Source organism: Pseudomonas sp. AM14(2022), from assembly GCF_036346455.1.
In the GTDB taxonomy this organism is placed as follows: domain Bacteria; phylum Pseudomonadota; class Gammaproteobacteria; order Pseudomonadales; family Pseudomonadaceae; genus Aquipseudomonas; species Aquipseudomonas putida_A.
This window is the reverse complement of sequence record NZ_JAOTNY010000009.1, coordinates 194,662-216,627: the sequence shown is the minus strand read 5'-3', so window position 1 is coordinate 216,627 and position 21,966 is coordinate 194,662. Positions and strand designations below refer to the sequence as shown.

The 21,966-nt window shown below is 59.9% G+C and carries 21 protein-coding genes; 9 read left to right on the top strand and 12 right to left on the bottom strand.

Features of this window, described 5'->3' with window-relative positions:
* Positions 1–31 precede the first annotated feature (31 nt).
* Positions 32–1,567: an EAL domain-containing protein gene (locus tag V3W27_RS19005; RefSeq protein ID WP_330207268.1), complete on the top strand. Its 1,536-nt coding sequence runs from the start codon at positions 32–34 to the stop codon at positions 1,565–1,567.
* A 234-nt stretch (positions 1,568–1,801) separates the two neighbouring features.
* Positions 1,802–2,167, top strand: a complete 366-nt coding sequence (locus tag V3W27_RS19000) for a histone-like nucleoid-structuring protein, MvaT/MvaU family (protein WP_003224630.1) — start codon at positions 1,802–1,804, stop codon at positions 2,165–2,167.
* 218 nt (positions 2,168–2,385) lie between these two features.
* On the opposite strand, the gene V3W27_RS18995 is transcribed toward V3W27_RS19000, so the two are convergent.
* Complete coding sequence (locus tag V3W27_RS18995) at positions 2,386–2,904, bottom strand: DUF4946 domain-containing protein (protein ID WP_330207291.1); 519 nt, start codon at positions 2,902–2,904, stop codon at positions 2,386–2,388.
* A gap of 139 nt (positions 2,905–3,043) precedes the next feature.
* Between V3W27_RS18995 and gloA the strand changes: the two genes are divergently transcribed.
* Entirely contained in the window at positions 3,044–3,565 is a 522-nt protein-coding gene (gene gloA, locus V3W27_RS18990) for a lactoylglutathione lyase (RefSeq protein WP_003224626.1), read from the top strand.
* Positions 3,566–3,740: 175 nt separating this feature from the next.
* On the opposite strand, the gene ahpF is transcribed toward gloA, so the two are convergent.
* From ahpF to V3W27_RS18975, 3 genes are all read right to left on the bottom strand, one after another.
* The gene (ahpF, locus tag V3W27_RS18985) at positions 3,741–5,303 is read right to left on the bottom strand and encodes an alkyl hydroperoxide reductase subunit F (protein WP_027612006.1); all 1,563 of its coding nucleotides are present in this window, start codon (positions 5,301–5,303) and stop codon (positions 3,741–3,743) included.
* A 131-nt stretch (positions 5,304–5,434) separates the two neighbouring features.
* Positions 5,435–5,998 carry an alkyl hydroperoxide reductase subunit C gene (gene ahpC / locus V3W27_RS18980; protein WP_003224621.1) on the bottom strand — a complete coding sequence of 188 codons (564 nt, stop codon included), beginning with the start codon at positions 5,996–5,998 and terminating at the stop codon, positions 5,435–5,437.
* A 136-nt stretch (positions 5,999–6,134) separates the two neighbouring features.
* Complete coding sequence (locus V3W27_RS18975) at positions 6,135–7,073, bottom strand: site-specific integrase (protein ID WP_007963337.1); 939 nt, start codon at positions 7,071–7,073, stop codon at positions 6,135–6,137.
* Between the two features lie 177 nt (positions 7,074–7,250).
* Between V3W27_RS18975 and V3W27_RS18970 the strand changes: the two genes are divergently transcribed.
* Positions 7,251–8,267 carry a DNA-binding protein gene (locus V3W27_RS18970; protein WP_330207267.1) on the top strand — a complete coding sequence of 339 codons (1,017 nt, stop codon included), beginning with the start codon at positions 7,251–7,253 and terminating at the stop codon, positions 8,265–8,267.
* Here the strand turns inward: V3W27_RS18970 and gorA are convergent.
* The gene (gene gorA / locus V3W27_RS18965) at positions 8,264–9,622 is read right to left on the bottom strand and encodes a glutathione-disulfide reductase (protein WP_047602277.1); all 1,359 of its coding nucleotides are present in this window, start codon (positions 9,620–9,622) and stop codon (positions 8,264–8,266) included. The two genes, V3W27_RS18970 and gorA, sit on opposite strands and share 4 nt — an antisense overlap.
* 40 nt (positions 9,623–9,662) lie before the next feature.
* Positions 9,663–9,833, bottom strand: coding sequence for a GPO family capsid scaffolding protein (locus V3W27_RS18960; RefSeq protein ID WP_143503118.1), 171 nt, complete (start codon positions 9,831–9,833; stop codon positions 9,663–9,665).
* On the opposite strand from V3W27_RS18960, the gene V3W27_RS18955 reads away from it, so the two are divergent.
* Together V3W27_RS18955 and V3W27_RS18950 are read left to right on the top strand one after the other, a co-directional pair.
* Entirely contained in the window at positions 9,820–12,066 is a 2,247-nt protein-coding gene (locus V3W27_RS18955) for a TonB-dependent siderophore receptor (RefSeq protein ID WP_330207266.1), read from the top strand. The two genes, V3W27_RS18960 and V3W27_RS18955, sit on opposite strands and share 14 nt — an antisense overlap.
* A gap of 205 nt (positions 12,067–12,271) precedes the next feature.
* Positions 12,272–12,481: a hypothetical protein gene (locus V3W27_RS18950; RefSeq protein ID WP_097089648.1), complete on the top strand. Its 210-nt coding sequence runs from the start codon at positions 12,272–12,274 to the stop codon at positions 12,479–12,481.
* An 84-nt stretch (positions 12,482–12,565) separates the two neighbouring features.
* Here V3W27_RS18950 and V3W27_RS18945 read toward each other — a convergent pair whose 3' ends face one another.
* From V3W27_RS18945 to V3W27_RS18925, 5 genes are all read right to left on the bottom strand, one after another.
* Positions 12,566–13,063 carry a GNAT family N-acetyltransferase gene (locus tag V3W27_RS18945; protein WP_098968408.1) on the bottom strand — a complete coding sequence of 166 codons (498 nt, stop codon included), beginning with the start codon at positions 13,061–13,063 and terminating at the stop codon, positions 12,566–12,568.
* Positions 13,064–13,171: 108 nt separating this feature from the next.
* Positions 13,172–13,753: a DinB family protein gene (locus V3W27_RS18940; protein WP_098963951.1), complete on the bottom strand. Its 582-nt coding sequence runs from the start codon at positions 13,751–13,753 to the stop codon at positions 13,172–13,174.
* Between the two features lie 17 nt (positions 13,754–13,770).
* Complete coding sequence (gene zapE, locus V3W27_RS18935) at positions 13,771–14,889, bottom strand: cell division protein ZapE (protein ID WP_330207265.1); 1,119 nt, start codon at positions 14,887–14,889, stop codon at positions 13,771–13,773.
* A 666-nt stretch (positions 14,890–15,555) separates the two neighbouring features.
* On the bottom strand, positions 15,556–16,515 hold the full coding sequence (gene speB / locus V3W27_RS18930) for an agmatinase (RefSeq protein ID WP_330207264.1): 960 nt from the start codon (positions 16,513–16,515) through the stop codon (positions 15,556–15,558).
* A gap of 16 nt (positions 16,516–16,531) precedes the next feature.
* Positions 16,532–17,623, bottom strand: a complete 1,092-nt coding sequence (locus V3W27_RS18925; protein ID WP_330207263.1) for a polyamine ABC transporter substrate-binding protein — start codon at positions 17,621–17,623, stop codon at positions 16,532–16,534.
* A 99-nt stretch (positions 17,624–17,722) separates the two neighbouring features.
* Here V3W27_RS18925 and V3W27_RS18920 point away from each other — a divergent pair, with 99 nt between their 5' ends.
* From V3W27_RS18920 to V3W27_RS18910, 3 genes are all read left to right on the top strand, one after another.
* The gene (locus V3W27_RS18920) at positions 17,723–18,616 is read left to right on the top strand and encodes a LysR family transcriptional regulator (protein WP_330207262.1); all 894 of its coding nucleotides are present in this window, start codon (positions 17,723–17,725) and stop codon (positions 18,614–18,616) included.
* A 272-nt stretch (positions 18,617–18,888) separates the two neighbouring features.
* Positions 18,889–20,355, top strand: coding sequence for a nucleobase:cation symporter-2 family protein (locus tag V3W27_RS18915; protein WP_027612018.1), 1,467 nt, complete (start codon positions 18,889–18,891; stop codon positions 20,353–20,355).
* 65 nt (positions 20,356–20,420) lie between these two features.
* Positions 20,421–20,894: an LEA type 2 family protein gene (locus V3W27_RS18910; RefSeq protein ID WP_330207261.1), complete on the top strand. Its 474-nt coding sequence runs from the start codon at positions 20,421–20,423 to the stop codon at positions 20,892–20,894.
* Between the two features lie 132 nt (positions 20,895–21,026).
* Here V3W27_RS18910 and V3W27_RS18905 read toward each other — a convergent pair whose 3' ends face one another.
* The gene (locus V3W27_RS18905; RefSeq protein ID WP_097089638.1) at positions 21,027–21,950 is read right to left on the bottom strand and encodes a carbon-nitrogen hydrolase family protein; all 924 of its coding nucleotides are present in this window, start codon (positions 21,948–21,950) and stop codon (positions 21,027–21,029) included.
* Between the last annotated feature and the right edge of the window lie 16 nt (positions 21,951–21,966).

The window sequence follows — 21,966 nt, the reverse complement described above, 5'->3', positions numbered from 1 at the left end:
GAGTTCCAATCCATCGCAACAGGATGCGCCTATGCCCTTGACCGTCAGACCCCGCCGCAAACGCAGCGTACGCATTTTTGTGAGCCTGCTTTGTGGTGTTTTGCCCGTCCTGCTAGGCGGCGGGATTCTGTATCTGCAAGCCGAACGCACCTTGCAACAGAGCACGCAAAATACCGCCGAGGAGGCGTTGCGCCAGTTTGAACTGATGCTCGACAACACCGCCCAGGCCGCCAGCGAACTGCTGCCCTTGGCCGGTCAGCCCTGCGACAGCGTCAAACTGGCCTTGCGTGAACAGGTGACCCGTCGACCTTTTGTGCGCTCGACCAATCTGGTGTGGGACAACAACCTCTATTGCAGCTCGCTGTTCGGGGAGTTCAAGGAGGCCGTGAACCCGGGTGACTATACGCAGGGCAAACTGTGGTTGATGAATGGCAACCCCGTCACGCCCAACACCGCGCTGTTGGTGTATCGCCTCAGCGAAGGTCGCGGCGGCGCGCTGACCACGCTCGACGGCTATCATCTGAGTAACATCCTGCGCCTGATCGGCCGGCAGACGCTGCTGTTGTTGCAGGTCGGCGATAACTGGCTGTCCGCCGATGGCAAAGTGCATCAGGGCGCCCTGCCGCCGTTGCCGGTGGCGCAAAGCATGCTCGCGTCTTCGCGCTATGCCTTCAGTGTCAGTGCAGGCTTCCCGCAGGGGCAAACGTGGCGCTACATGGCCGGCGAATACCCGCCGCTGTTCAGTCTGCTGATATTTTTCGGGGTGATCGCGGGCGCTATCGCCCACGTCCTGCAACGGCGCGCCACCTCGCCTAGCCATGAGATGCTGCGCGCGCTGGAGGCTGGCGAATTCATTCCCTACTTCCAGCCGGTGGTGCATGGCGACAGCCGGAAGTGGTCCGGCGCTGAAGTGCTGATGCGCTGGAATCACCCCAAGGAGGGTCTGGTGCGTCCGGATCTGTTCATTCCGTTTGCCGAACATTCAGGCCTGATCGTGCCCATGACTCGTTCGCTGATGCAGCAGACAGCCGCCCTGCTCGGCCCGTTGTCGGCGGAGTTCGACAAACCGTTCCACATCGGCATCAACATCACCGCCAGCCATTGCCAAGATCTGCAACTGGTCGAAGACTGTCGCGGGTTTCTCGCTGCTTTTGCCCCCGGCAGTATCAACCTGGTGCTGGAGCTGACCGAGCGCGAGCTGATTGAGCCAACCGATGTCACGCACCTATTGTTCGAGCAGTTGCACGCGCTGGGGGTAATGATCGCCATCGACGATTTCGGTACCGGCCATTCAAGTCTGGGCTACCTGCGAACATTCAATGTCGATTTTCTCAAGATCGACCAGAGTTTCGTCGCGATGATCGGCATTGATGCGCTGTCGCGGCATATTCTGGACACGATTATCGAACTGTCGGCCAAGCTCGATTTGGGTATTGTTGCCGAAGGTGTAGAAACTCAGGCTCAGGCTGACTATCTGACCGCACACCACGTCAACTTCCTGCAGGGCTATCTGTTCGGAAAACCCATGCCTGGCGCCGACTTCATCGATGCATTAAGTCACCATTAACTAAAAATAAATTAAGCCCGGCGCTGCGACCGGGCGCACCAAATTGATACAAAACACCACTGTTGTTACATGACGACAAGATCAGGATTTACTCTTGGCGCATTAACTACTACAATTTTTTCAGCCTGTGCAAGATTGGCAGGTGAGCCATTATCACCGAGTCGCTTCAAGGCTCTTGGCTTATAGCTTTGTTTGCGGTTGGTATCAGCCAAACACACTATTGGAGTAAAGATATTGTCCAGACTCGCTGAATTTCGTGCAGCTGAAAAGGCCCTTCAGGAACAGCTCAAGCAGTTGGAATCACTGAAGAACGATGCCGGGCTCAAGAAAGAAATCGAATTCGAAGAAAAGCTCCAGGGGCTGATGAAAACCTACGGCAAAGGCCTGAAAGACATCATCGCCATCCTCGATCCGAACCCGTCCAAGTCCGGCCTGCAAGTGTCTGCCGCACCGAAAACCCGCCGCGCTCGCGTGGTCAAGGTCTATCAGAACCCGCACACCGGTGAACTGATCGAAACCAAGGGCGGCAACCACCGCGGCCTGAAAGCCTGGAAGGAACAGTACGGTGCAGCCACCGTTGATTCCTGGTTGCGCGGTTAATCTTGCGTCAACAAACAAGCCCTGCTCTATGCAGGGCTTTTTTTTCGACAATATCTAACAAAAGCAACGATTTCCCCCGCGCTAATTATCAATTCGCTTTAACACCCACAAGACGTGAGGCCAAACAGTTTGCGCCAGGATGTTGCGGCCGTAACCGCTGCTAAACTTTGTGCTTAATTCCTTCGGGTATCTAAACCCGTAGCGGTGCAAACAGACGCTTAAAGTTTCAAGCTGTTTCTCACTGCGACTATTTCCTCGGCGCTCGCCTTATAAACCTCAGCCTGACCCGCGTAAGAAAGTACATAAGCCTTATCCGTCGCGACCGCAGCAACCAATGTTTGCGACAACACATGACGGCCGTTTTCGGTGATCGTGCAGGTGGTCTCCAGTGCATCCAGAGCGGCGAGTTTTGCCGGATGTATCTTGTTGCAAACGCTTTGATAGCCACCCTGGAAGAAGTCTTTCTGAATAGATTTGCGCATTTCCAGCAGGACACCCTGCACATTGACCTGATGGCCTGCCTCAACCTGGCTCATGGTCAACTCCATCACCATCACCTGATTGCCGTCAGCATCGTTTTTCACCGCGCGCTGGCGCGAAACCTGAGGGGCTTGATCAGGCAGCGCCTCTACTTCCCAGCCTGAAGGCCAGGTGATACTGGGCTGATCCGCCAGCGCCGGACCGGCAAGCAGCGATGAGAAAAGGCAAACGAACAGCGCTTTGAACGGTCGGATCATTACCAGAGGCACTCGCAGATTGAGCAGCAAAGTCTGAGGCCCGGCCGCCCACAGAGCAAGCCGCGCATTCGGTTTGGCGATGCCGCCCCGCATGCGTATCATTGCGTCCATTCACTCGCCCCATTGTTACGGAGGGCCTATGAGCCTGCACGAACTGAACACTTTCCCCGGCGTCACCGCCACTCCAGACAGCGCAACCCGCAACTTCGTCTTCAACCACACCATGCTGCGTGTGAAGGACATCACCCAGTCGCTGGACTTCTACACCCGCGTACTGGGCTTCTCGCTGGTTGAAAAGCGTGATTTCCCGGAAGCCGAATTCAGCCTGTACTTCCTCGCGCTGGTCGACAAGGCGCAGATCCCGGCCGACGCCGCCGCCCGCACCGAATGGATGAAGTCGATCCCCGGCATTCTGGAACTGACCCACAACCACGGCACCGAAAACGACGCCGACTTCGCCTATCACAATGGCAACACCGACCCACGCGGTTTCGGCCACATCTGCATCTCGGTGCCAGACATCGTCGCCGCGTGCGCACGTTTTGAAGAGCTGGGCTGTGATTTCCAGAAGCGCCTGACTGATGGCCGCATGAAAAGCCTGGCGTTCATCAAGGACCCGGATGGCTATTGGGTTGAAATCATTCAACCTGCGCCGCTGTAACTGACTGCAAATTTCTCCTGTAGGAGTGAGCCTGCTCGCGATAGCGGTGTGTCAGGCCATGATGTTTTGAATGTGCAGCCGCCATCGCGAGCAGGCTCACTCCTACAATTGGATTGTGTCAGGCATAAAAAACCCATGATCGCTCATGGGTTTTTTCGTTTCAGCGACTGCCGTTTTACGCCGGCGCGGAAGTACGGATCAAGTGATCGAACGCGCTGAGGGAAGCCTTGGCACCCTCGCCCACCGCAATCACGATCTGCTTGTACGGCACAGTGGTCACGTCGCCGGCCGCGAAGATCCCCGGGATCGACGTCTCGCCACGGTTGTCGACGATGATTTCACCACGCGGCGACAGCTCGATGGTGCCTTTGAGCCAGTCGGTGTTCGGCAGCAGACCGATCTGTACGAAAATCCCTTCCAGCTCGACGCTGCGCAGTTCGTCAGTATTGCGATCCTTGTAACGCAGGCCGTTGACCTTCTCGCCATTACCGGTGACTTCAGTGGTTTGCGCACTGGTGATCACGGTGACGTTTGGCAGGCTGTGCAGTTTGCGTTGCAACACCGCGTCGGCACGCAGTTGCACGTCGAACTCCAGCAGTGTCACGTGGGCAACGATACCGGCCAGGTCGATGGCCGCTTCAACGCCGGAGTTACCACCGCCGATCACCGCCACGCGCTTGCCTTTGAACAGCGGGCCGTCGCAGTGCGGGCAGTACGCCACGCCCTTGTTACGGTATTCCTGCTCGCCCGGCACGTTCATTTCACGCCAGCGCGCGCCGGTCGCCAGGATCACGCTCTTGGCTTTCAGGGTCGCACCGCTGGCGAAGTGGACTTCGTGCAGCTCGCCGTTCTTGCCGGGAATCAGCTTGTCGGCTCGTTGCAGGTTCATGATGTCGACGTCGTACTGCTTGACGTGTTCTTCCAGCGCCGTCGCCAGTTTCGGGCCCTCGGTTTCCTGCACGGAAATGAAGTTCTCGATGGCCATGGTGTCCAGCACCTGACCGCCGAAGCGCTCAGCCGCAACACCGGTGCGAATGCCTTTACGGGCAGCATAGATAGCGGCCGACGCACCGGCCGGGCCACCGCCAACTACGAGCACATCAAAGGCTTGTTTGGCGCTGATTTTCTCGGCCTGACGCTCGATGGCGCCAGTGTCGAGTTTGGCGAGGATTTCTTCCAGGCCCATACGGCCCTGGCCGAAGTTTTCACCGTTAAGATAGATGCTCGGCACGGCCATGATCTTGCGATCGTTGACTTCGTCCTGGAACAACGCGCCGTCGATGGCGACGTGACGGATGTTCGGATTCAGCACGGCCATCAGGTTCAGCGCCTGGACCACGTCCGGGCAGTTCTGGCACGACAGCGAGAAGTAGGTTTCGAAACTGAACTCACCCTTGAGCGAGCGGATCTGTTCGATCACTTCGGCACTGGCTTTCGATGGGTGGCCGCCGACTTGCAACAGGGCCAGCACCAGCGAGGTGAATTCATGGCCCATCGGGATGCCGGCGAAACGCAGGCTGATGTCGGCACCCGGGCGATTGATCGAGAACGACGGCTTGCGGGCATCGGTGCCGCTGTCGATCAGGGTAATTTGGCTCGAAAGACTGGCAACGTCTTTCAGCAGGTCAAGCATTTCCCGGGATTTCGCACCGTCGTCGAGGGAAGCAACGATCTCGATCGGCTGGGTAACCCGTTCCAGGTACGATTTCAACTGGGCTTTAAGATTGGCGTCCAACATACGGGCGATCTCCTGTGTCTTTATTCGAGGCGAAAAAAAGCCCGAGCGAATCTCGCCCGGGCTTTTTAATGGGCGGTGCAGCTTACTGAAGTAGGTGCGGAGTCCCGCCCTGTGTTGCGTGCGTCACAGACTCAGATCTTGCCGACCAGGTCCAGGGACGGAGCCAGAGTGGCCTCGCCTTCTTTCCATTTGGCTGGGCAAACTTCGCCTGGGTGAGCAGCAACGTACTGAGCAGCCTTGATCTTGCGCAGCAGCTCGGAAGCGTCACGGCCAACGCCGCCATCGTTCAGTTCAACGATTTTGATCTGGCCTTCAGGGTTGATCACGAAGGTGCCACGGTCAGCCAAGCCAGCTTCTTCGATCAGCACGTCGAAGTTGCGGGAGATGACGTGGGTCGGGTCGCCGATCATGGTGTATTCGATTTTGCCGATGGCTGGCGAAGTGTTGTGCCAGGCAGCGTGAGCAAAGTGGGTGTCGGTCGAAACGCTGTAGATTTCCACGCCCAGTTTCTGGAACGCAGCGTAGTTGTCGGCCAGGTCTTCCAGCTCGGTTGGGCACACGAAAGTGAAGTCGGCTGGGTAGAAGAACACTACGGACCATTTGCCTTTCAGGTCAGCGTCCGAGACTTGTACGAAGTCGCCGTTTTTGAACGCGGTAGCTTTGAACGGTTTTACTTGGCTGTTGATGATAGGCATTGATGACTCTCCGTCAGGGTTGTGAATTCGATGGGTGAATCCTACCCACTCACTCGACGGATGGCTCATTGGCAAACCTGATGCTGCTGATTTGTTTTCGCTATTAGCGGACTGTATTAATAGAAGAAAACCATATCTACGACGAAGCCGGTTTATCCGTGATCCGGGCCATCCCGTGAAAGGGGCTGGCTTCAACATAGCGCATGGCTGACTTCATATCCTTCCAGCCGACGTAACTCATCAGCGATTTCAGATCCCAGCCGCTTTGATGCGCCCACGTGGCAAAGCCGCGACGCAGGGAATGGCTGGTGTAACGCTCGGCCGGGATGCCGGCGCGCTCGAGCGCCTGACGCAACAGCGGAATGATGCTGTTGGCGTGCAAACCCTCCTCGCTCAGATGGCCCCAGCGGTCAACGCCGCGAAACACCGGGCCGCGTACCAGCGCTGCCTCGGTGATCCAGTCGATATAAGCCTGCACCGGGCACAGCTTGAGCAGCGCCGGCGCCTGATACGTCTGCCCGAGGTTGTCGCGGTCGCCCTTGCTGCGCGGCAGGTAGAGGGTGATGCCGCTGCCGGCGTGCGCCTGCACGTGCTCAATCTGCAGACGGCACAACTCGTCACTGCGGAAGCCCCGCCAGAAGCCCAGCAGAATCAGCGCCCGATCGCGATAGGCCTTGAGTAACTGCGGACGATCCTGATTCTGCCTGGCACTACTGGCTTCCTGTTCCAGCCAGTCAACCACTTGCTGCAGATCGTGCAATTGCAACGGTTCGGCCTGTTTTTCCTGCGCCGGATGCAGTGCGCGAATGCCTTTGAACACTTTGCGCACCACCGGCGCCTTGGTCGGATCGGCAAAACCCTGACTGTTGTGCCACTGCGCCAGCGCTGACAGCCGCAGTTTCAGTGTGTTGATCGACAGCACCCCGGCATGCTCGACCAGATACCGCGCCACGCTGTCGGCGGTCGCTGGCAGGAAGCCGCCCCACTTCACTTCGAAATGCTCGATCGCAGAACGATAACTGCGGCGGGTGTTGTCACGGGTGGCGGCTTGCAGATAGCGATCGATCTCGCTCATGGACAGTGTTCTCGCAGGCGTACTGATTGCTGGATGAAAAACCCGATTCAGGGGTCTGACATTGGGTAATACCAGTATATCCCGCCTGTGATTAATCAAGCATTTAACTTTATTTTCAGCGTGGTACACTGCGTACTTTGGTGGCATGTACCACAGTACGTAATGGTAGGAGTTAAAATGGCCCGTGGTGGCGTTAACAAAGCAGTGGTGCAGATCGCGCGCTCAGCGATTCTGGCCCGAGGCGAACACCCCAGCATCGATGCAGTACGCATCGAACTGGGCAACACCGGTTCGAAAACCACGATCCATCGCTATCTGAAAGAGCTGGATGACGGCAGCCAACCGGTCGAAGTGTCCGCGGAACCGATCAATGACGAACTGACCGCACTGGTCTCGCGTCTCGCCCAGCGCCTGAAAGAACAGGCGCAAGAGCCGATCGAACTAGCGCGCGAGCAGTTCGAAGAGCAGCGCGAAACCCTGGAAGCGGAACTCAAGCAGGTGCGCCAGGCACTTGAGCAACTGGAACAACAGCACGACATTCAAGGCGCGGCGCTGGCCAAGGAATCCGAAGCGCTAAAAGAAACCCGCTCGATGCTGCAGACCGAGCAAACCCGCAACGCCGGACTCAATCAGGCGCTGGCTGATTTCGAATTGCGCCTGCAGGACAAGGACGAGCAGATCCGCTCGCTGGAAGAGAAACACCTGCACGCCCGCGATGCTCTCGAGCATTACCGCAACGCCACTAAAGAGCAGCGCGAGCAGGAGCAGGCCCGTCACGAAGGACAGCTGCAGCAGTTGCAGATGGAATTGCGCCAGGCGCAACAAAGTGCACTGGTGCGTCAGGACGAGATCACTCAGTTGCATCGCGATAACGAACGCCTGCTCACGGAAAACCGTGGCACCCAGCGCGAACTGAGCCTGATGCAGGATCAGCTCAAGCACAGCAACCAGCGTCAGGATCAGTTGCTGGAGCAAGCCACTCGCGTCGACAACGAACGCACCCTCCTCCAGGAACGCCTGCGCGTGGCCCTGCTGGAAAGTCAGACGCTGAAACAGGATGCCGACGAACAGCGGCAGCTCAATCAGTCACTGGAAAAGGAACTGACCAAGACTCAGGCCAGCCTCGAGGACAGCTTGCGTCTGGCGGCTACCGTTGCGGCAGCGCCAGACACAGCCAAAGCGAAGGACGCTTAAGCGCCGACCGGCGTACGCATGGTGACGAACTCTTCGGCGGCCGTCGGGTGCACCCCGATCGTGTCGTCGAAGTCACGCTTGGTCGCGCCAGCCTTCAGCGCGATCGCCAAGCCTTGGACAATCTCCCCCGCGTCCGGGCCGACCATGTGGCAACCGAGGACTTTGTCGGTCTTGCCGTCGACCACCAATTTCATCAGGGTTTTCTCCTGACACTCGGTCAGCGTCAGCTTCATCGGGCGGAAGCGGCTCTCGTAAATAACCACTTCATGCCCCGCTTCCCGCGCCTCTTCTTCGGTCAAGCCGACAGTACCGATGTTCGGCAGACTGAACACGGCGGTCGGGATCATCTTGTAATCCACCGGACGGTATTGCTCAGGCTTGAACAAGCGCCGCGCCACCGCCATGCCTTCGGCCAGTGCCACTGGCGTCAGTTGCACCCGACCGATCACATCACCCAGCGCCAGAATCGACGGCTCGCTGGTCTGGTATTGCTCGTCAACCTTGATGAAACCTTTGTCGGTGAGCTGCACATCGGTGTTTTCCAGCCCAAGGTTGTCCAGCATCGGACGCCGGCCCGTGGCGTAGAACACGCAATCGGCTTCCAGCACGCGGCCATCCTTGAGGGTCGCTTTCAGGCTGCCGTCAGGCTGTTTGTCGATGCGCGCGATGTCGGCGTTGAATTGCAGATCCATACCGCGCTTGGTCAGCTCTTCCTGCAGATGCTTGCGCACCGAGCCATCGAAACCACGCAGGAACAGATCACCGCGATACAGCAGCGTAGTGTTCGCGCCCAGACCGTGGAAAATCCCGGCGAACTCGACCGCGATGTAACCACCACCGACCACCAGTACCCGCTTCGGCAGCTCTTTGAGGAAAAACGCCTGATTGGAACTGATCGCGTGTTCGTGCCCCGGGATTTCCGGAATCTGCGGCCAGCCACCCGTGGCAATCAGAATGTTTTTCGCGGTGAAGCGCTCACCGTTGACCTCGACCTCGTGCGGGCCGACGATCTTCGCGTGGGCTTCGTGCAGGGTCACGCCGCTGTTGACCAGCAGGTTGCGATAAATGCCGTTGAGGCGATTGATCTCGCGGTCCTTGTTGGCGATCAGGGTCGCCCAGTCGAAATTCGCTTCGCCCAGGCTCCAGCCGAAACCGGACGACTGTTCGAAGTCTTCGGCGAAATGCGCGCCGTACACCAGCAGTTTCTTCGGCACGCAGCCGACGTTGACGCAGGTGCCGCCCAGGTAACGGCTCTCGGCCACCGCCACTTTCGCACCGAAACCGGCGGCGAAGCGCGCTGCACGTACACCGCCGGAACCGGCACCAATCACATAAAGGTCAAAATCGTAGGCCATTGCTATCTCCTCGGCAGGCCAACAGCATACCCGCCGCCGTCTATTGGGCAAGCGCCGTGAGCAGCTTTTCGCCCGTCTCGGCGAAGTCGGGAAATATCTCCAAATAATAATATTTCTTGTTTGTTACTAAATCGTCGTGCTGCGTCTCGTCTTTGAACCAATGGATTTTTTCCCTCGAAGACAAGGAGTCGGCTGCGATGTTCGCGCCCATTACCCGTTCCATGACCCTGACTGTCGGCTTGTTCAGCATGGCGTTGAGTCCCGATCTGCTGGCTGAAACCGATCCTGAAACAGCGCCACCATCCGCCGCCCAGGCGCTGGAACTGGACGCCACCAGCGTCAGCGCCGAAGGCCTCGGCGTTAACACTGAAAACACTGATTCCTACACCACGGGCGCGATGAGCACCGCGACGCGGCTGAACCTGTCGATCAAGGAAACCCCGCAATCGGTGTCCGTGGTCACGCGCCAGCAGATGGATGATTTCAAGCTCGGTACCTTGTCCGAAGCCATGCGCCAGACCACCGGCATCGTCGTGCAACACAACGACTCGGATCGGGTCAGCTATTCGGCGCGGGGTTACCCGATCAACAATTTCCAGATCGACGGAATGCTCAACACCTTCGGGCGCATGAAGTCAGACTCGGACACCATCATCTACGACCGCATCGAAGTGGTACGCGGCGCCACCGGCCTGACCACCGGCGCGGGTGATCCTTCAGCGACGATCAACATGGTGCGCAAGCGCCCGACTGCCCAGTGGCAGGCACTGGCCGGGGTCAGTGGCGGCAGCTACGACAACTACTACAGCTATGTCGATGTCGGCGGGCCGCTGGCCTTCGATGGTCGGCTGCGCGGGCGTACGGTGCTGGCCTATCGCGACAGCCAGTCGTTCCGCGACAAATACGCGCTGCAGCGCGAGGTCGGCTACGGCATTCTCGAAGCTGATCTGACCGACTCCACGGTGCTTGCCGTCGGTTACGACTATCAGGACAAGCAGGTTCAGGGCACCTCCTGGGGCACCGTGCCGTACTGGAACGCCGACGGCAGCAAGGCCGGCCTCGGACGGTCGACCAACATGGCGACATCCTGGAGTTCCTGGCCGCTGAAGGACAAGACCGCGTTCGTTACCCTGGACCAGCAATTGGGTAATGGCTGGAAGCTGAAGGCCGCCTACACCCACCGCGAAAGTGATACCGACGGCAAGGTCTATTACGGCGGCGCCGGTTTTCCCGAGACCGACCGCAGCGGCATGACGGCCTACATGGGGCACATGCTCGGCACGCAGAAAATGAGCGTGTACGACTTCAACCTGTCAGGGCCGTACCAGCTGTTCGGCCGCGAACACGAGATGATGTTCGGCTACGGCGAGGCGGAAAACCGCTCGACTTCGCCCTACGCCTTCAACAGTCCCCAAGCCGCCGACTACGGCAAGATCCGCGACTGGAAATACATGGGTGACATCGGCAAATTCGCCGACACTGTCACCAGCCTGCCGGGCGCGCGAGGCATCACCCGGCAGAAAGCCGGTTATCTCGCGACACGTCTGAGCCTGACCGATGAGCTGCATGCAGTACTCGGCAGCCGCTATGGCAGCTGGGACGAATCCAGCACCGATTACTACTATGATGCGCAGCAAAAACTGACCAGCACCGATGCCACCCATCAACGCCAGAATGATATCTGGACACCCTACGCCGGCCTGCTTTACGACCTGACGCCGGAGTACACGGTTTACGCCAGCTACACCGACATTTTCAAACCGCAGAGTAAGCGCGACAGCAACCGCAATTACCTCGACCCGGTGATCGGCAGCAACTACGAAGTCGGGCTCAAAGGCAGCCTGCTCGACGAACGCCTGAACCTGGCGACGGCAGTGTTCTGGAGCAAACAGGACAACGTCGCCGAGCGTGACAACTCGGTACCCCCGGACCCGGTGAGCGGCGAGGAGTTTTTCAAGTCCGGCGGCAAGGGTAACAAGGTCAATGGCTTCGAGGCCGAAGTGTCCGGGGAAATTCTCAGCGGCTGGAACATGACCGCCGGCTACACCTACACCCACTCCGTCGACGGCGAAAAACAGCGCAGCAACACCGCTCAACCACTGAACATGCTGCGGCTATCCACCGCCTATCGTCTGCCGGGCAACTGGCACGCATTGACCGTGGGTGGCGCGGTGAACTGGCAGAGCGACGTCTACGGCGCGGCCAACCGCCCGGTCGGGCGCGGCGCCAACGGCCGGATCATCACCGAACCGGCGCGGATCAACCAGGAGGCCTACACCGTGGTCAAGCTGATGTCGCGCTATGAGTTCGACAGGCATCTGTCGGCGTCGCTGAACGTCGATAACCTGTTCGACAAGAAGTATTACGACAACGTCGGCTTCTACAACGGCGTGTACTGGGGCGACCCGCGCACGGTGACCTTGAGCCTGGACTGGAAGCTCTGACCAATCCACGCAAACAAAACCCCTGTGGTGAGGGGATTCATCCCCGATGGGTCGCGAAGCGGCCCCACTCTCGAGGTGACGCGCAATGCGTCACCAAATCCCGTCGCCACCGCTGTTAACCCCGAGTTAATTCCCCGCCGGGACACTGTGCCCCGAGATCTGCTTCATGGACGAACGGCTCCCACGTTTTTCAGTAGGAGGCACCATGAAAACCACCACCGCCATTCTTGCCGGGCTACTCGCCCTCGGTTCCGCCAGCGCCTTTGCCGAGGGCGGCGCCGAACGCATGCGGCATTACTACGACAACTTCCCGGTCCACCACGCGCCAAGCGAACAGCCGACCGATAGCAAAGCAGCGGAACTGAAGGTTCCGAACGATCAGACCGCGCAAGTCACCGAGTCTTATCGCGACTGATTCACCGAGCAACCGATGGACCTCCGATGGCTCCGCTCTGGCCTCGGAGACGACAGTTGGGCGCCCTGTCCGGGGCGCCTTTTTTTATGCCTGCAGATCCTTGATCCAGAACAGCATACGGCCATGTTCCGGGTCGAACATGCCGGGGGCGAAGCCGAATTTGCGGTAGGAGTTCTGTGCCACCTCGTTGCCTTCGAGCACTTCCAGGGTGATCTTGCAGCAACCGCGCTGACGGCAGATTTCCTCGACCTTGCGCAGCATTTTCTGACTCAAGCCGAGGCCGCGAAATTTGCTCACGACCGCCACGTCATGGACATTGACCAGCGGCTTGCAGGCAAACGTCGAGAAACCTTCAAAGCAGTTCACCAGCCCTGCCGGCTCGCCACCGACGAACGCCAGCACACTGAACGCATGAGGCCTGCGCGCAAGTTCTTCCGGCACGCGACGCAACAGTTCCGGGTCAAGCGAATGGCCGCCGCCCATGGGATCTTCTGCGTAATGATTGAGCACGATGCCGATGGCTTCGGCGTGCAGTGGATTGGTGTAACTGGCTTGCAGCACAAGAATTTCTGCGGAATCCATTTCCATCCCCGATCATGGCCCCGGCGTGCAAAGTGCGCACCTGAAAGGCTGTTCGACCTTACCGCGAGGATGTTGCGGGCCACAACCGGATCTTTTGATTTCCAGGCGTCAGCGCCCCCAGATCAGCTCTTCGGTCCAGCCCAACTCGGCAAAATCCTGAGCACGCAACCCGCTCTCGCCGGCGCAGAAGAACTCATCCAGTTGCGGCGGTTTCACCGTGGTCGCGCTGAGCATCGCGTGCACCTGCCCACGATGATGAATCTGGTGCTCGAACAGGTGCGACAGCATACGCAAGCGACTGTCATGCTGCGGCGTTTCCCGGGCGATGGTGACGATCCGCCCCAGATCGGCATCGCGCAGTTGTTCGCAATAAGCGATCAAGCGGCGGTCCACGTGTGCCTGCTCTTCACGCAGCGCCGCGGCCTCGGTAAACGGCTCGTCATGGTTGAAAAACACATAGCAATCAGGATGCGGTTCGTCACCGCGCAACTCGCGTTCCAGAGCGTCGACGTAGAACCAGTCGCACGTCAGTATGTGATTGAGGGTGAGGCGGATACTCGGAAAGAAGCTCGTTCGCGGCGCCGCCAGCTCAGTGGCGTCGAGCTGATTCCAGGCTTTGCCGAGGCGATGATTGGCCCACGCGTTCTGGTAGGCCATGGTCAGTAAATGATGCGACAGCGGTTGGCTCATACTCGCGCCCTCTTCGCTCAGGATTCGGCAAAACGCTGCAACTGCATCTCCTGCAACCGGCTGAGGGTGCGCCGGAACGGGAATTCCAGATAACCCTCGGTGTACAGCGCCTCCATCGGTACCTGGGCCTCAATGTACAGCGGCACCTTACGGTCGTAACACTCGTCGACCAAGGCAATGAAGCGACGCACGCCGTCGTCGTGCACCGACAGTTGCGGCAACTCACGGTCACCGGCCACCACCTGCGCCGAGCCGTCCTCGGTGCCGCGAGCGATGCGCCCTTCGCGTTTCTGCGCGCTGAGGTTCGGCACGTCGCTCAACAGAATAGACCGATAGTTGTCGCACAGTGCGATGAAATCCATCGCGGCAAATGGTTGCTCGCAGAGATCGGCATAGCGGCACCAGAGCACCGTCGCACTGGCTTGCACCACGTTCAGCACACGATGGCCGACGGGCACCGGCTCGGCGCTGGCGGGCTGCCCGGCGTTGAGTGACTGGAAGACCTGCTCCAGAGCACTGCCCTGTCCCGGCGCAGCGACAAAATAGCGCTGCTGACCCGCGCCCGGATGCAGGCGATGATCCTCGGCACCATTTACCGCCACCACTTGCATGTGCGCCTTGATCGCGGCAATCGCCGGGACAAACCGGTCGCGGTTGAAGCCGTCGGCGTACAGCTCATCCGGCGGCAGGTTGGAGGTGCAGACCACCACCACGCCTTCGTCGAACATCACCTGAAACAGCCGCCCGAGAATGATCGCATCGCCGATGTCGTTGACGAACAGCTCGTCGAAACACAGCACCCGCACTTCCGCCGCCAACTCTTTGGCCAGCGCTCGCAGCGGGTCGGCGATGCCGGTCAACTGGAACGAGCGCTGGTGCACCCAGCCCATGAAGTGATGAAAGTGCTGCCGTCGCGCCGGCACCCGCAGGCTCTGATAGAACTGATCCATCAACCAGGTCTTGCCGCGCCCGACCGGGCCCCACAAATACACGCCGGTTACCGAACGGGCACCGGCGTGCAAGGCTTCATGGCATTTTTGCAAGGCCCAGACCGCATGCTCCTGGGCTTCATCCTGGATGAAACCGTTGTGCTCGATCGCGTGTTGCCAGGCGCTTAAAGGAGAGTCGAAAGTCATGCGCGGCAGTATGCCACGATGTCCCTGAAAAACAGGTGCCCTTTTGTGGGAGCGGGCTTGCTCGCGAAGGCGTCAGGCCAGCCAGCAGCATCGTTGAATGACACACCGCTTTCGTGAGCAAGCCCACTCCCACATGGGTTTTGTGGGGGGCAAAGATCGACTGTATATCTCGCGACCTCAAAACAGCGTGCAGCAACTGCCTGGAATACAACCTCCTGTGGGAGCGGGCTTGCTCGCGAAGGCGTCAAGTCAGCCAACATCACCGTCGAATGACACACCGCTTTCGTGAGCAAGCCCACTCCCACATGGGTTTCGTGGGGGGCAAAGATCGACTGTATATCTCGCGACCTCAAAACAGCGTGCAGCAACTGCCTGGAATACAACCTCCTGTGGGAGCGGGCTTGCTCGCGAAGGCGTCAAGTCAGCCAACATCACCGTCGAATGACACACCGCTTTCGTGAGCAAGCCCACTCCCGCATTGGCTTTGTGGGGGGCAAAGATCGACTGTATATCTCGCGACCTCAAAACAGCGTGCAGCAACTGCCTGGAATACAACCTCCTGTGGGAGCGGGCTTGCTCGCGAAGGCGTCAGGCCAGCCAGCAGCATCGTTGAATGACACACCGCTTTCGTGAGCAAGCCCACTCCCGCATTGGCTTTGCGGTGTTTTAAAGGTCGACTTTGTGTCGGGCGGCGTAGAGGCAGAGCATTTCCATCGCCAGGGTTGCCGCTGCCAGTGACGTCACGTCCGCATGGTCATAAGCCGGCGCCACTTCCACCACGTCCATGCCCACCAGATTGATCCCGCGCAAACCGCCGAGGATTTCCAGCGCCTGCACCGTGCTCAGCCCGCCACACACCGGAGTGCCGGTGCCCGGGGCAAAGGCCGGATCCAGGCAATCGATATCAAACGTCAGGTACACCGGGTGATCGCCGACCCGTGCGCGAATCGCCTCGACAATCGCCTCGCTGCCACGCCGATGCACCTGGCGGGCATCAAGCACGGCAAAGCCCTGATGGTCGTCATTGGTGGTGCGCAACCCGATCTGCACCGAACGCGCCGGATCCACCAGCCCTTCCCTGGCCGCATGCCAGAACATGGTGCCGTGATCGACACGTTTGCCGCCCTCGTCCGGCCAGGTGTCGCTGTGCGCATCGAAGTGGATGAGTGACAGCGCGCCGTGTTTACGTGCATGGGCCTTGAGCAACGGATAAGTGATGAAATGGTCGCCGCCAAACGTCAGCATCGCGCTGCCGGCATCAAGAATGCGCTCGGCGTGGGCCTCGATGCTTTCCGGGATGGTGTGCGGCGAGCCGTAATCGAAATCGCAATCGCCGTAGTCGATCACCGCCAGATGATCGAACGGGTCGAACGCCCACGGCCAGTGGCGTTCCCAGGCGATCCCGGTGGATGCGGCGCGAACCCCCCGTGGCCCGAAGCGTGCGCCTGGGCGGTTGCTGGTGGCGGTGTCGAACGGCACCCCGCTGACCGCCACGTCGACGCCGCGCAAATCACGGCTGTAGCGGCGACGCATGAAACTGGTGATCCCGGCGTAGGTGCTTTCGGCACTCGTGCCGTACAGGCTATCGCGGGTCATGGCTTGGTCATTGAGCATCGGCACGTCCATCGGTGTGCTCCTTTTATTATTGATGGCTACGGAAAGTGGTCCACAGACGCGTGCGCTGACGCATGTCCTTGAGGCTCATGCTGCGGTCGGCGTACAGGCGTTCGCGCATTTCGGCGGGCGGATAGATGTCCGGATCGTTGCGCACGGCTTCGTCCACCAGCGGCGTCGCGGCCTGATTGGCGGTGGCGAAAAACAGCGTATTGGTCAGCTCGGCCACCGACTCGGGGCGCAGCATGAATTCGATGAACGCCCGCGCCGCTTGCGGGTTTGGCGCGTCCTTGGGAATGGCCAGATTGTCCTGCCAGATCAGCGTGCCTTCGCGCGGAATCCGGTAGGCGACTTCGTAGGCTTTGTTGGCCTTGTGCGCCTGATCGGCCGCCATGCTCACATCGCCGTTGTAGGTCAGCGCCAGACAGACGCTACCATTGGCCAAATCGTTGATCTGCCGGCCGGTGGCGACATACAGCACCGAAGGCTGGAGTTTCTGCAACAAGGCTTCGGCGGCGGCCAGATCATTCTTGTCAGTGCTGTAGGGATCCTTGCCCAGGTAGTGCAGCGCCAGACCAATGACTTCCTGCGGCGAGTCGAGCACGGCAATCCCGCAGTCCTTGAGCTTGCTGGCGTACTCGGGTTTGAACAGCAGATCGAGGCTGTTCAGCGGCACGTCCGGCAAGCGCTTTTTCACCGCCTCGACGTTCAGCCCCAACCCGAGTGTGCCCCAGGTATAAAGCACGGCGTAGCGATTGCCGGGATCGACGGCGGCGAGTTTTTCCAGCAGATCGGGATCAAGGTTGGCGTAGCCCTTGAGGCCTTGATGCGGGATTTCCTTCAACGCGCCCGCTGCCAAACCCCGGGCCAGCACGCTGGACGACGGCACCACCACGTCATAACCGCTGCCACCGGTCAGCAGTTTGGTTTCCAGCACCTCGGAAGTATCGAAGGTGTCGTAGCGCACATGAATACCGGTTTCCTGCTCGAAACGCTGCAGCGTCTGCGCCGGCACGTAATCGGCCCAGCTGTAGAGATTGAGGGTTTTATCCTCGGCCTGTGCCTGGATGACCACGGACAACAACAGCGCGGGAAAACACAGCTTGAACACGGGAGCCATGACGAACACCTGACCGGAGGAAGTGGTGGCAGGATGCGCCGTCGGATACATTGCAGAAATATCAAGTTTGTTAACCTGACTTTATCCCGGAGTAATGTAATGCTCGGTCAGCTTCACGACCTCGATTTGCAGTTGCTGCGCCTGTTTGTGCGGGTCGTGGAATGTGGCGGCTTCAGCGCGGCGCAAGGTGAGCTGGGCCTGAGCCAGTCCAGCATCAGCCAGCAAATGGCCAAACTGGAAACCCGTCTCGGCTATCGCCTGTGCAGCCGCGGCAAAGGCGGTTTCAACGTCACGCCCAAGGGTGAGCAACTGCTGATCGCCATTCGCGCCCTGTTCCAATCCATCGAGACGTTCCGGCATCAATCCAACGGCGTTGCCGGACGGTTGATCGGTGAGGTGCGGCTGGGATTGTCCGAGGCGGTTGATCAGTCGGTGCTGCTGCGGGTGGCGGATGCGATCAGGCGCTTTCGCGAGCGCGATGAGTCGGTGCGCATCGAGTTGATCAGCGCGATGCCCGGCGAGATGGAGCGCCTGCTGCTGCAACAGCGGCTGGACTTGGCCATCGGTTATTTCTCCCAGGTGCAGAGCGCTTTCGACTACCGCGAGCTGTTCCGGGAAACCCAGCATTTGTATTGCGCGCAGGGGCATTCACTGTTCAGCGTCGATACGCCCGATGATGCCGCGCTGCAGGCCTGCGATCGGGTGGATCATCCGTACCGGTTCATGCGCACGGGCGAGCCGTTCCCGGACAAACGCTTTTCCGCGCGTTCGGAGCAGGTCGAGGGCACCCTCGCCTTCATTCTCTCCGGCAAGCACGTCGATTATCTGCCCGATCACTACGCGCGCGTCTGGGAGGACAAGGGCTTGCTGCGCGCGCTGCGGCCCGGGGAATTGAGTTTCGAAGTGGCGTTTCATCTGGCCCGGCATCGTGCTCAGGTGCCGGGGGATGCGCAGAAGGCGTTTGAAGAGGATTTGCTCAGCGCGTTTACATGACTTCTAAGCTTTTGTGGCGAGGGAGCTTGCTCCCGCTGGGGTGCGAAGCAGCCCTCCGCATTATCCAGTCAATAGTGTTTTACGACTGCTACGCAGCCGAACGGGAGCAAGCTCCCTCGCCACAACAATGTGTGGCAGGGTGCGCGGATTACCGCCAACACCAATAAAACCTGACCTTTCAGGCAATTTTTGCTCGTTGCCCTCGCCGCCCTCTTCCGGCATCCTGCGCCTCCATTTTCTGACCCGGCCCCGCCTCGCGGCGCGCAAACACCATGACCGCCTCTGAAAAAGTCCCGCGCAACAACGATCTGATCTACGGCCTCAACGACCGTCCGCACCTGACTGCAACCGTCTTCGCCGCGCTGCAACACGTGCTCGCGAGCTTCGTCGGCATCATCACCCCGACCCTGATCATGGGCGGCGCCCTCGGTCTGCAAAGTGAAATTCCGTACTTGATCAGCATGGCGCTGTTCGTCTCCGGCCTGGGCACATTCGTCCAAGCCAAGCGTTTCGGCCCGGTCGGTTCCGGTCTGTTGTGCCTGCAAGGCACCAGTTTTTCCTTTATCAGCGTGATTCTCAGTGCCGGGTTCATGGTCAAGGCCCGGGGTGGCGGCACCGATGAAATTCTCTCGACAATTTTCGGCGTGTGCTTTTTCGCAGCCTTCATCGAAGTGGTGCTGAGCCAGTTCATCGGCAAACTGCGGATGCTGATCACCCCGGTGGTCACCGGCACCATCATCACCCTGATGGGCCTGTCGCTGATCAAAGTGGCGATGACCGACATTGCCGGCGGCTTCGGCGCGCCCGATCTGGGCGCTGCCAGCCATGTGTTTCTGGCCGCGTTGGTGATCGGCACTATCGTTGTGCTGAACCGCGTCGACGTGCCGTTTCTGCGCCTGGGTGCGATCGTCATCGGCCTGACCCTCGGCTACGTGGTCGCCTGGCTGATGGGCACGGTGGATTTCGCCTCGATGCCCGAAGTGCCGCTGGTCAGCGTGCCGGTGCCGTTCAAGTACGGCTTCAACTTTGACTGGGTGGCGTTCGTGCCGGTGGCGGTGATCTTCCTGGTTTCGCCGCTGGAAGCGGCCGGTGACCTGACCGCCAACTCGATGATCTCGCGGCAACCGGTCAAGGGTCCGCTGTACATCCGCCGAATCAAATCCGGTCTGCTCGCCGATGGCCTCAACTCGGCGATGGCAGCGGTGTTCAACAGCATGCCGATGGTCACGTTCGCGCAGAACAACGGCGTGATCCAGTTGACTGGCGTGGCCAGCCGCTACGTGGCGTTCTTCATCGCCGGCCTGCTGGTGCTGCTGGGGCTGTTCCCGATGATCGGCGCGGTGCTGCAACTGATGCCTAAACCGGTGCTCGGCGGCGCTGAACTGGTGATGTTCGGCACCGTGGCCGTGGCCGGGATCAAAATCCTCGCCGAGGCCGGCCTGCATCGGCGCAACATGTTGATCGTGGCGATCTCGGTGGGCATGGGCCTGGGCATCGCCGCCGTGCCGGAAGTGCTACGCGAGTTGCCGCAAGCGCTGCGTAACATCTTCGAATCGCCGATCACCGTCGGTGCGTTGTGCGCTATCGTGCTGAATATCTTCCTGCCGGAAGAATTCATTGAGCTGGAAGAAGACGATTTCGATCCGGAAGCGTCGATTCTGCAGGTCATGGAAAACCCCGATCTGCCGGCCAAAGCTGAACCTGCAACGGCCGCGGCGGTCGCACAGTTGAACCGCTGACGCTGCGCCATGAAAAAAGGGCTGAGCCGGCAACGGTTCAGCCCTTTTTCGTTGAGAGACTGTTTATGCGCCGCGTCCACGCCGTCATCCTGTCCCTGCTGCTGTTGTCCCTGAGCGCCTGCGCGCTGTTTCCCAATCGAGATCCGGTGAACATCAACGTGGTCGGCCTCGAACCGTTGCCGAGCCAGGATCTGGAAGTGCGTTTCGCGATCAAGTTGCGGGTGCAGAACCCCAATGAAACGGCCATCGATTACAACGGCATCGCCCTGGATCTGGAGGTCAATGGCCGACCACTGGCCTCGGGCGTCAGCGATCAGGTCGGCTCGATCCCGCGCTTCTCGGAAACCGTGGTCAGCGTGCCGGTCAGCGTTTCCGCGTTGTCGGTACTGCGCCAGACTCTGGGTTTGAGCCAGACACAAACCCTCGACAACCTGCCCTACGTGCTGCGCGGCAAACTCGCGGGCGGCGTGTTCGGCACCATGCGATTTGTCGACAGCGGCAAGCTGAGTTTGCCGAAGGCCACTGCTGCGACGTGGTAACCGACTGCACATACTCTCCCCTGTGGGAGCGGGCTTGCTCGCGAAAGCGTCAGATCAGCCAACATCATCGCTGAATGTGACACCGCATTCGCGAGCAAGCCCGCTCCCACAGGGTATGTGTCAGTCCCGAAGTCATGCGGTGAAGCGTACGCCGGGTTTGGCCCGCTCATCGACACTCAGCTCAAACACATCCGGCCGCGCATAGTGGCCGACCACGTCATAGTCGTACCGCGCCCGCACCAGCTCATCAGTATCGATCTCAGCCGTCAGCAACCCGGCCTCCCCACGTAGCGGCCCGGCCAGCACATCGCCCATCGGCCCGACAATCACACTGCCGCCGGCAATCAGCGGCCGATCCGCCGGCCAGTTGGCAATTTCCACGCCCAGCTCGTTCGGCGAGGCCTGTACCTGACAGGCGCTGACCACAAAGCAACGGCCCTCGTGGGCGATGTGACGCATGCTGACCTGCCACATCTCGCGCTCGTCCACGGTCGGCGCGCACCAGACTTCAATGCCCTTGGCGTACATCGCCGTGCGCAGCAGCGGCATCATGTTTTCCCAGCACACCACCGCGCCAAGTTTGCCGACCTGTGTGTCGAGCACCGGCAGCGTCGAGCCATCACCCTTGCCCCAGATCAGCCGTTCGGTGCCGGTCGGCATCAGTTTGCGATGCTTGGCCACCAGCCCCGCCTGCGGATCGAAATACAGCGCCGTGCAATACAACGTGCTGCCGGCACGCTCGATCACGCCGATCACCAGATTGGCCCCGGTGCGCGCCGACAAACCGGCCAGCGCCTCGGTTTCTGCCCCCGGCACGTCAATGGCGTTGGCGAAGTAGCGGGCGTAGGCCTCACGCCCCTCGGGCAAGCGATAGCCCAACTGCGTGCCGAAGCCCTCACCTTTCGGATAGCCACCGAGCAACGCTTCTGGCATCACCACCAGTGCCGCGCCGGACTCGCTGATCGCGTCTTCCCAGCTCAGGATCTGTTCCAGAGTTTCACCCTTGCCACCGGGCAAGGCGCCGATCTGCAGGGCGGCGACGATTGATTTGGGCATTGCGGTCACTCCATCG

Excerpts from the sequence above, each read along its gene's own strand:
- V3W27_RS18975 (WP_007963337.1), bottom strand. The coding sequence starts at position 7,073 with ATGAGCGAGATCGATCGCTATCTGCAAGCCGCCACCCGTGACAACACC.
- V3W27_RS18915 (WP_027612018.1), top strand. The coding sequence starts at position 18,889 with ATGACCGCCTCTGAAAAAGTCCCGCGCAACAACGATCTGATCTACGGC.
- V3W27_RS18910 (WP_330207261.1), top strand. The coding sequence starts at position 20,421 with ATGCGCCGCGTCCACGCCGTCATCCTGTCCCTGCTGCTGTTGTCCCTG.
- ahpF (WP_027612006.1), bottom strand. The coding sequence starts at position 5,303 with ATGTTGGACGCCAATCTTAAAGCCCAGTTGAAATCGTACCTGGAACGG.
- V3W27_RS18905 (WP_097089638.1), bottom strand. The coding sequence starts at position 21,950 with ATGCCCAAATCAATCGTCGCCGCCCTGCAGATCGGCGCCTTGCCCGGT.
- ahpC (WP_003224621.1), bottom strand. The coding sequence starts at position 5,998 with ATGCCTATCATCAACAGCCAAGTAAAACCGTTCAAAGCTACCGCGTTC.
- zapE (WP_330207265.1), bottom strand. The coding sequence starts at position 14,889 with ATGACTTTCGACTCTCCTTTAAGCGCCTGGCAACACGCGATCGAGCAC.
- V3W27_RS19005 (WP_330207268.1), top strand. The coding sequence starts at position 32 with ATGCCCTTGACCGTCAGACCCCGCCGCAAACGCAGCGTACGCATTTTT.
- gorA (WP_047602277.1), bottom strand. The coding sequence starts at position 9,622 with ATGGCCTACGATTTTGACCTTTATGTGATTGGTGCCGGTTCCGGCGGT.
- V3W27_RS18940 (WP_098963951.1), bottom strand. The coding sequence starts at position 13,753 with ATGAGCCAACCGCTGTCGCATCATTTACTGACCATGGCCTACCAGAAC.
- V3W27_RS18945 (WP_098968408.1), bottom strand. The coding sequence starts at position 13,063 with ATGGATTCCGCAGAAATTCTTGTGCTGCAAGCCAGTTACACCAATCCA.
- V3W27_RS18960 (WP_143503118.1), bottom strand. The coding sequence starts at position 9,833 with ATGGGCGCGAACATCGCAGCCGACTCCTTGTCTTCGAGGGAAAAAATC.
- gloA (WP_003224626.1), top strand. The coding sequence starts at position 3,044 with ATGAGCCTGCACGAACTGAACACTTTCCCCGGCGTCACCGCCACTCCA.
- V3W27_RS18995 (WP_330207291.1), bottom strand. The coding sequence starts at position 2,904 with ATGATCCGACCGTTCAAAGCGCTGTTCGTTTGCCTTTTCTCATCGCTG.
- speB (WP_330207264.1), bottom strand. The coding sequence starts at position 16,515 with ATGGACGTGCCGATGCTCAATGACCAAGCCATGACCCGCGATAGCCTG.
- V3W27_RS18920 (WP_330207262.1), top strand. The coding sequence starts at position 17,723 with ATGCTCGGTCAGCTTCACGACCTCGATTTGCAGTTGCTGCGCCTGTTT.
- V3W27_RS18950 (WP_097089648.1), top strand. The coding sequence starts at position 12,272 with ATGAAAACCACCACCGCCATTCTTGCCGGGCTACTCGCCCTCGGTTCC.
- V3W27_RS18925 (WP_330207263.1), bottom strand. The coding sequence starts at position 17,623 with ATGGCTCCCGTGTTCAAGCTGTGTTTTCCCGCGCTGTTGTTGTCCGTG.
- V3W27_RS18955 (WP_330207266.1), top strand. The coding sequence starts at position 9,820 with ATGTTCGCGCCCATTACCCGTTCCATGACCCTGACTGTCGGCTTGTTC.
- V3W27_RS18970 (WP_330207267.1), top strand. The coding sequence starts at position 7,251 with ATGGCCCGTGGTGGCGTTAACAAAGCAGTGGTGCAGATCGCGCGCTCA.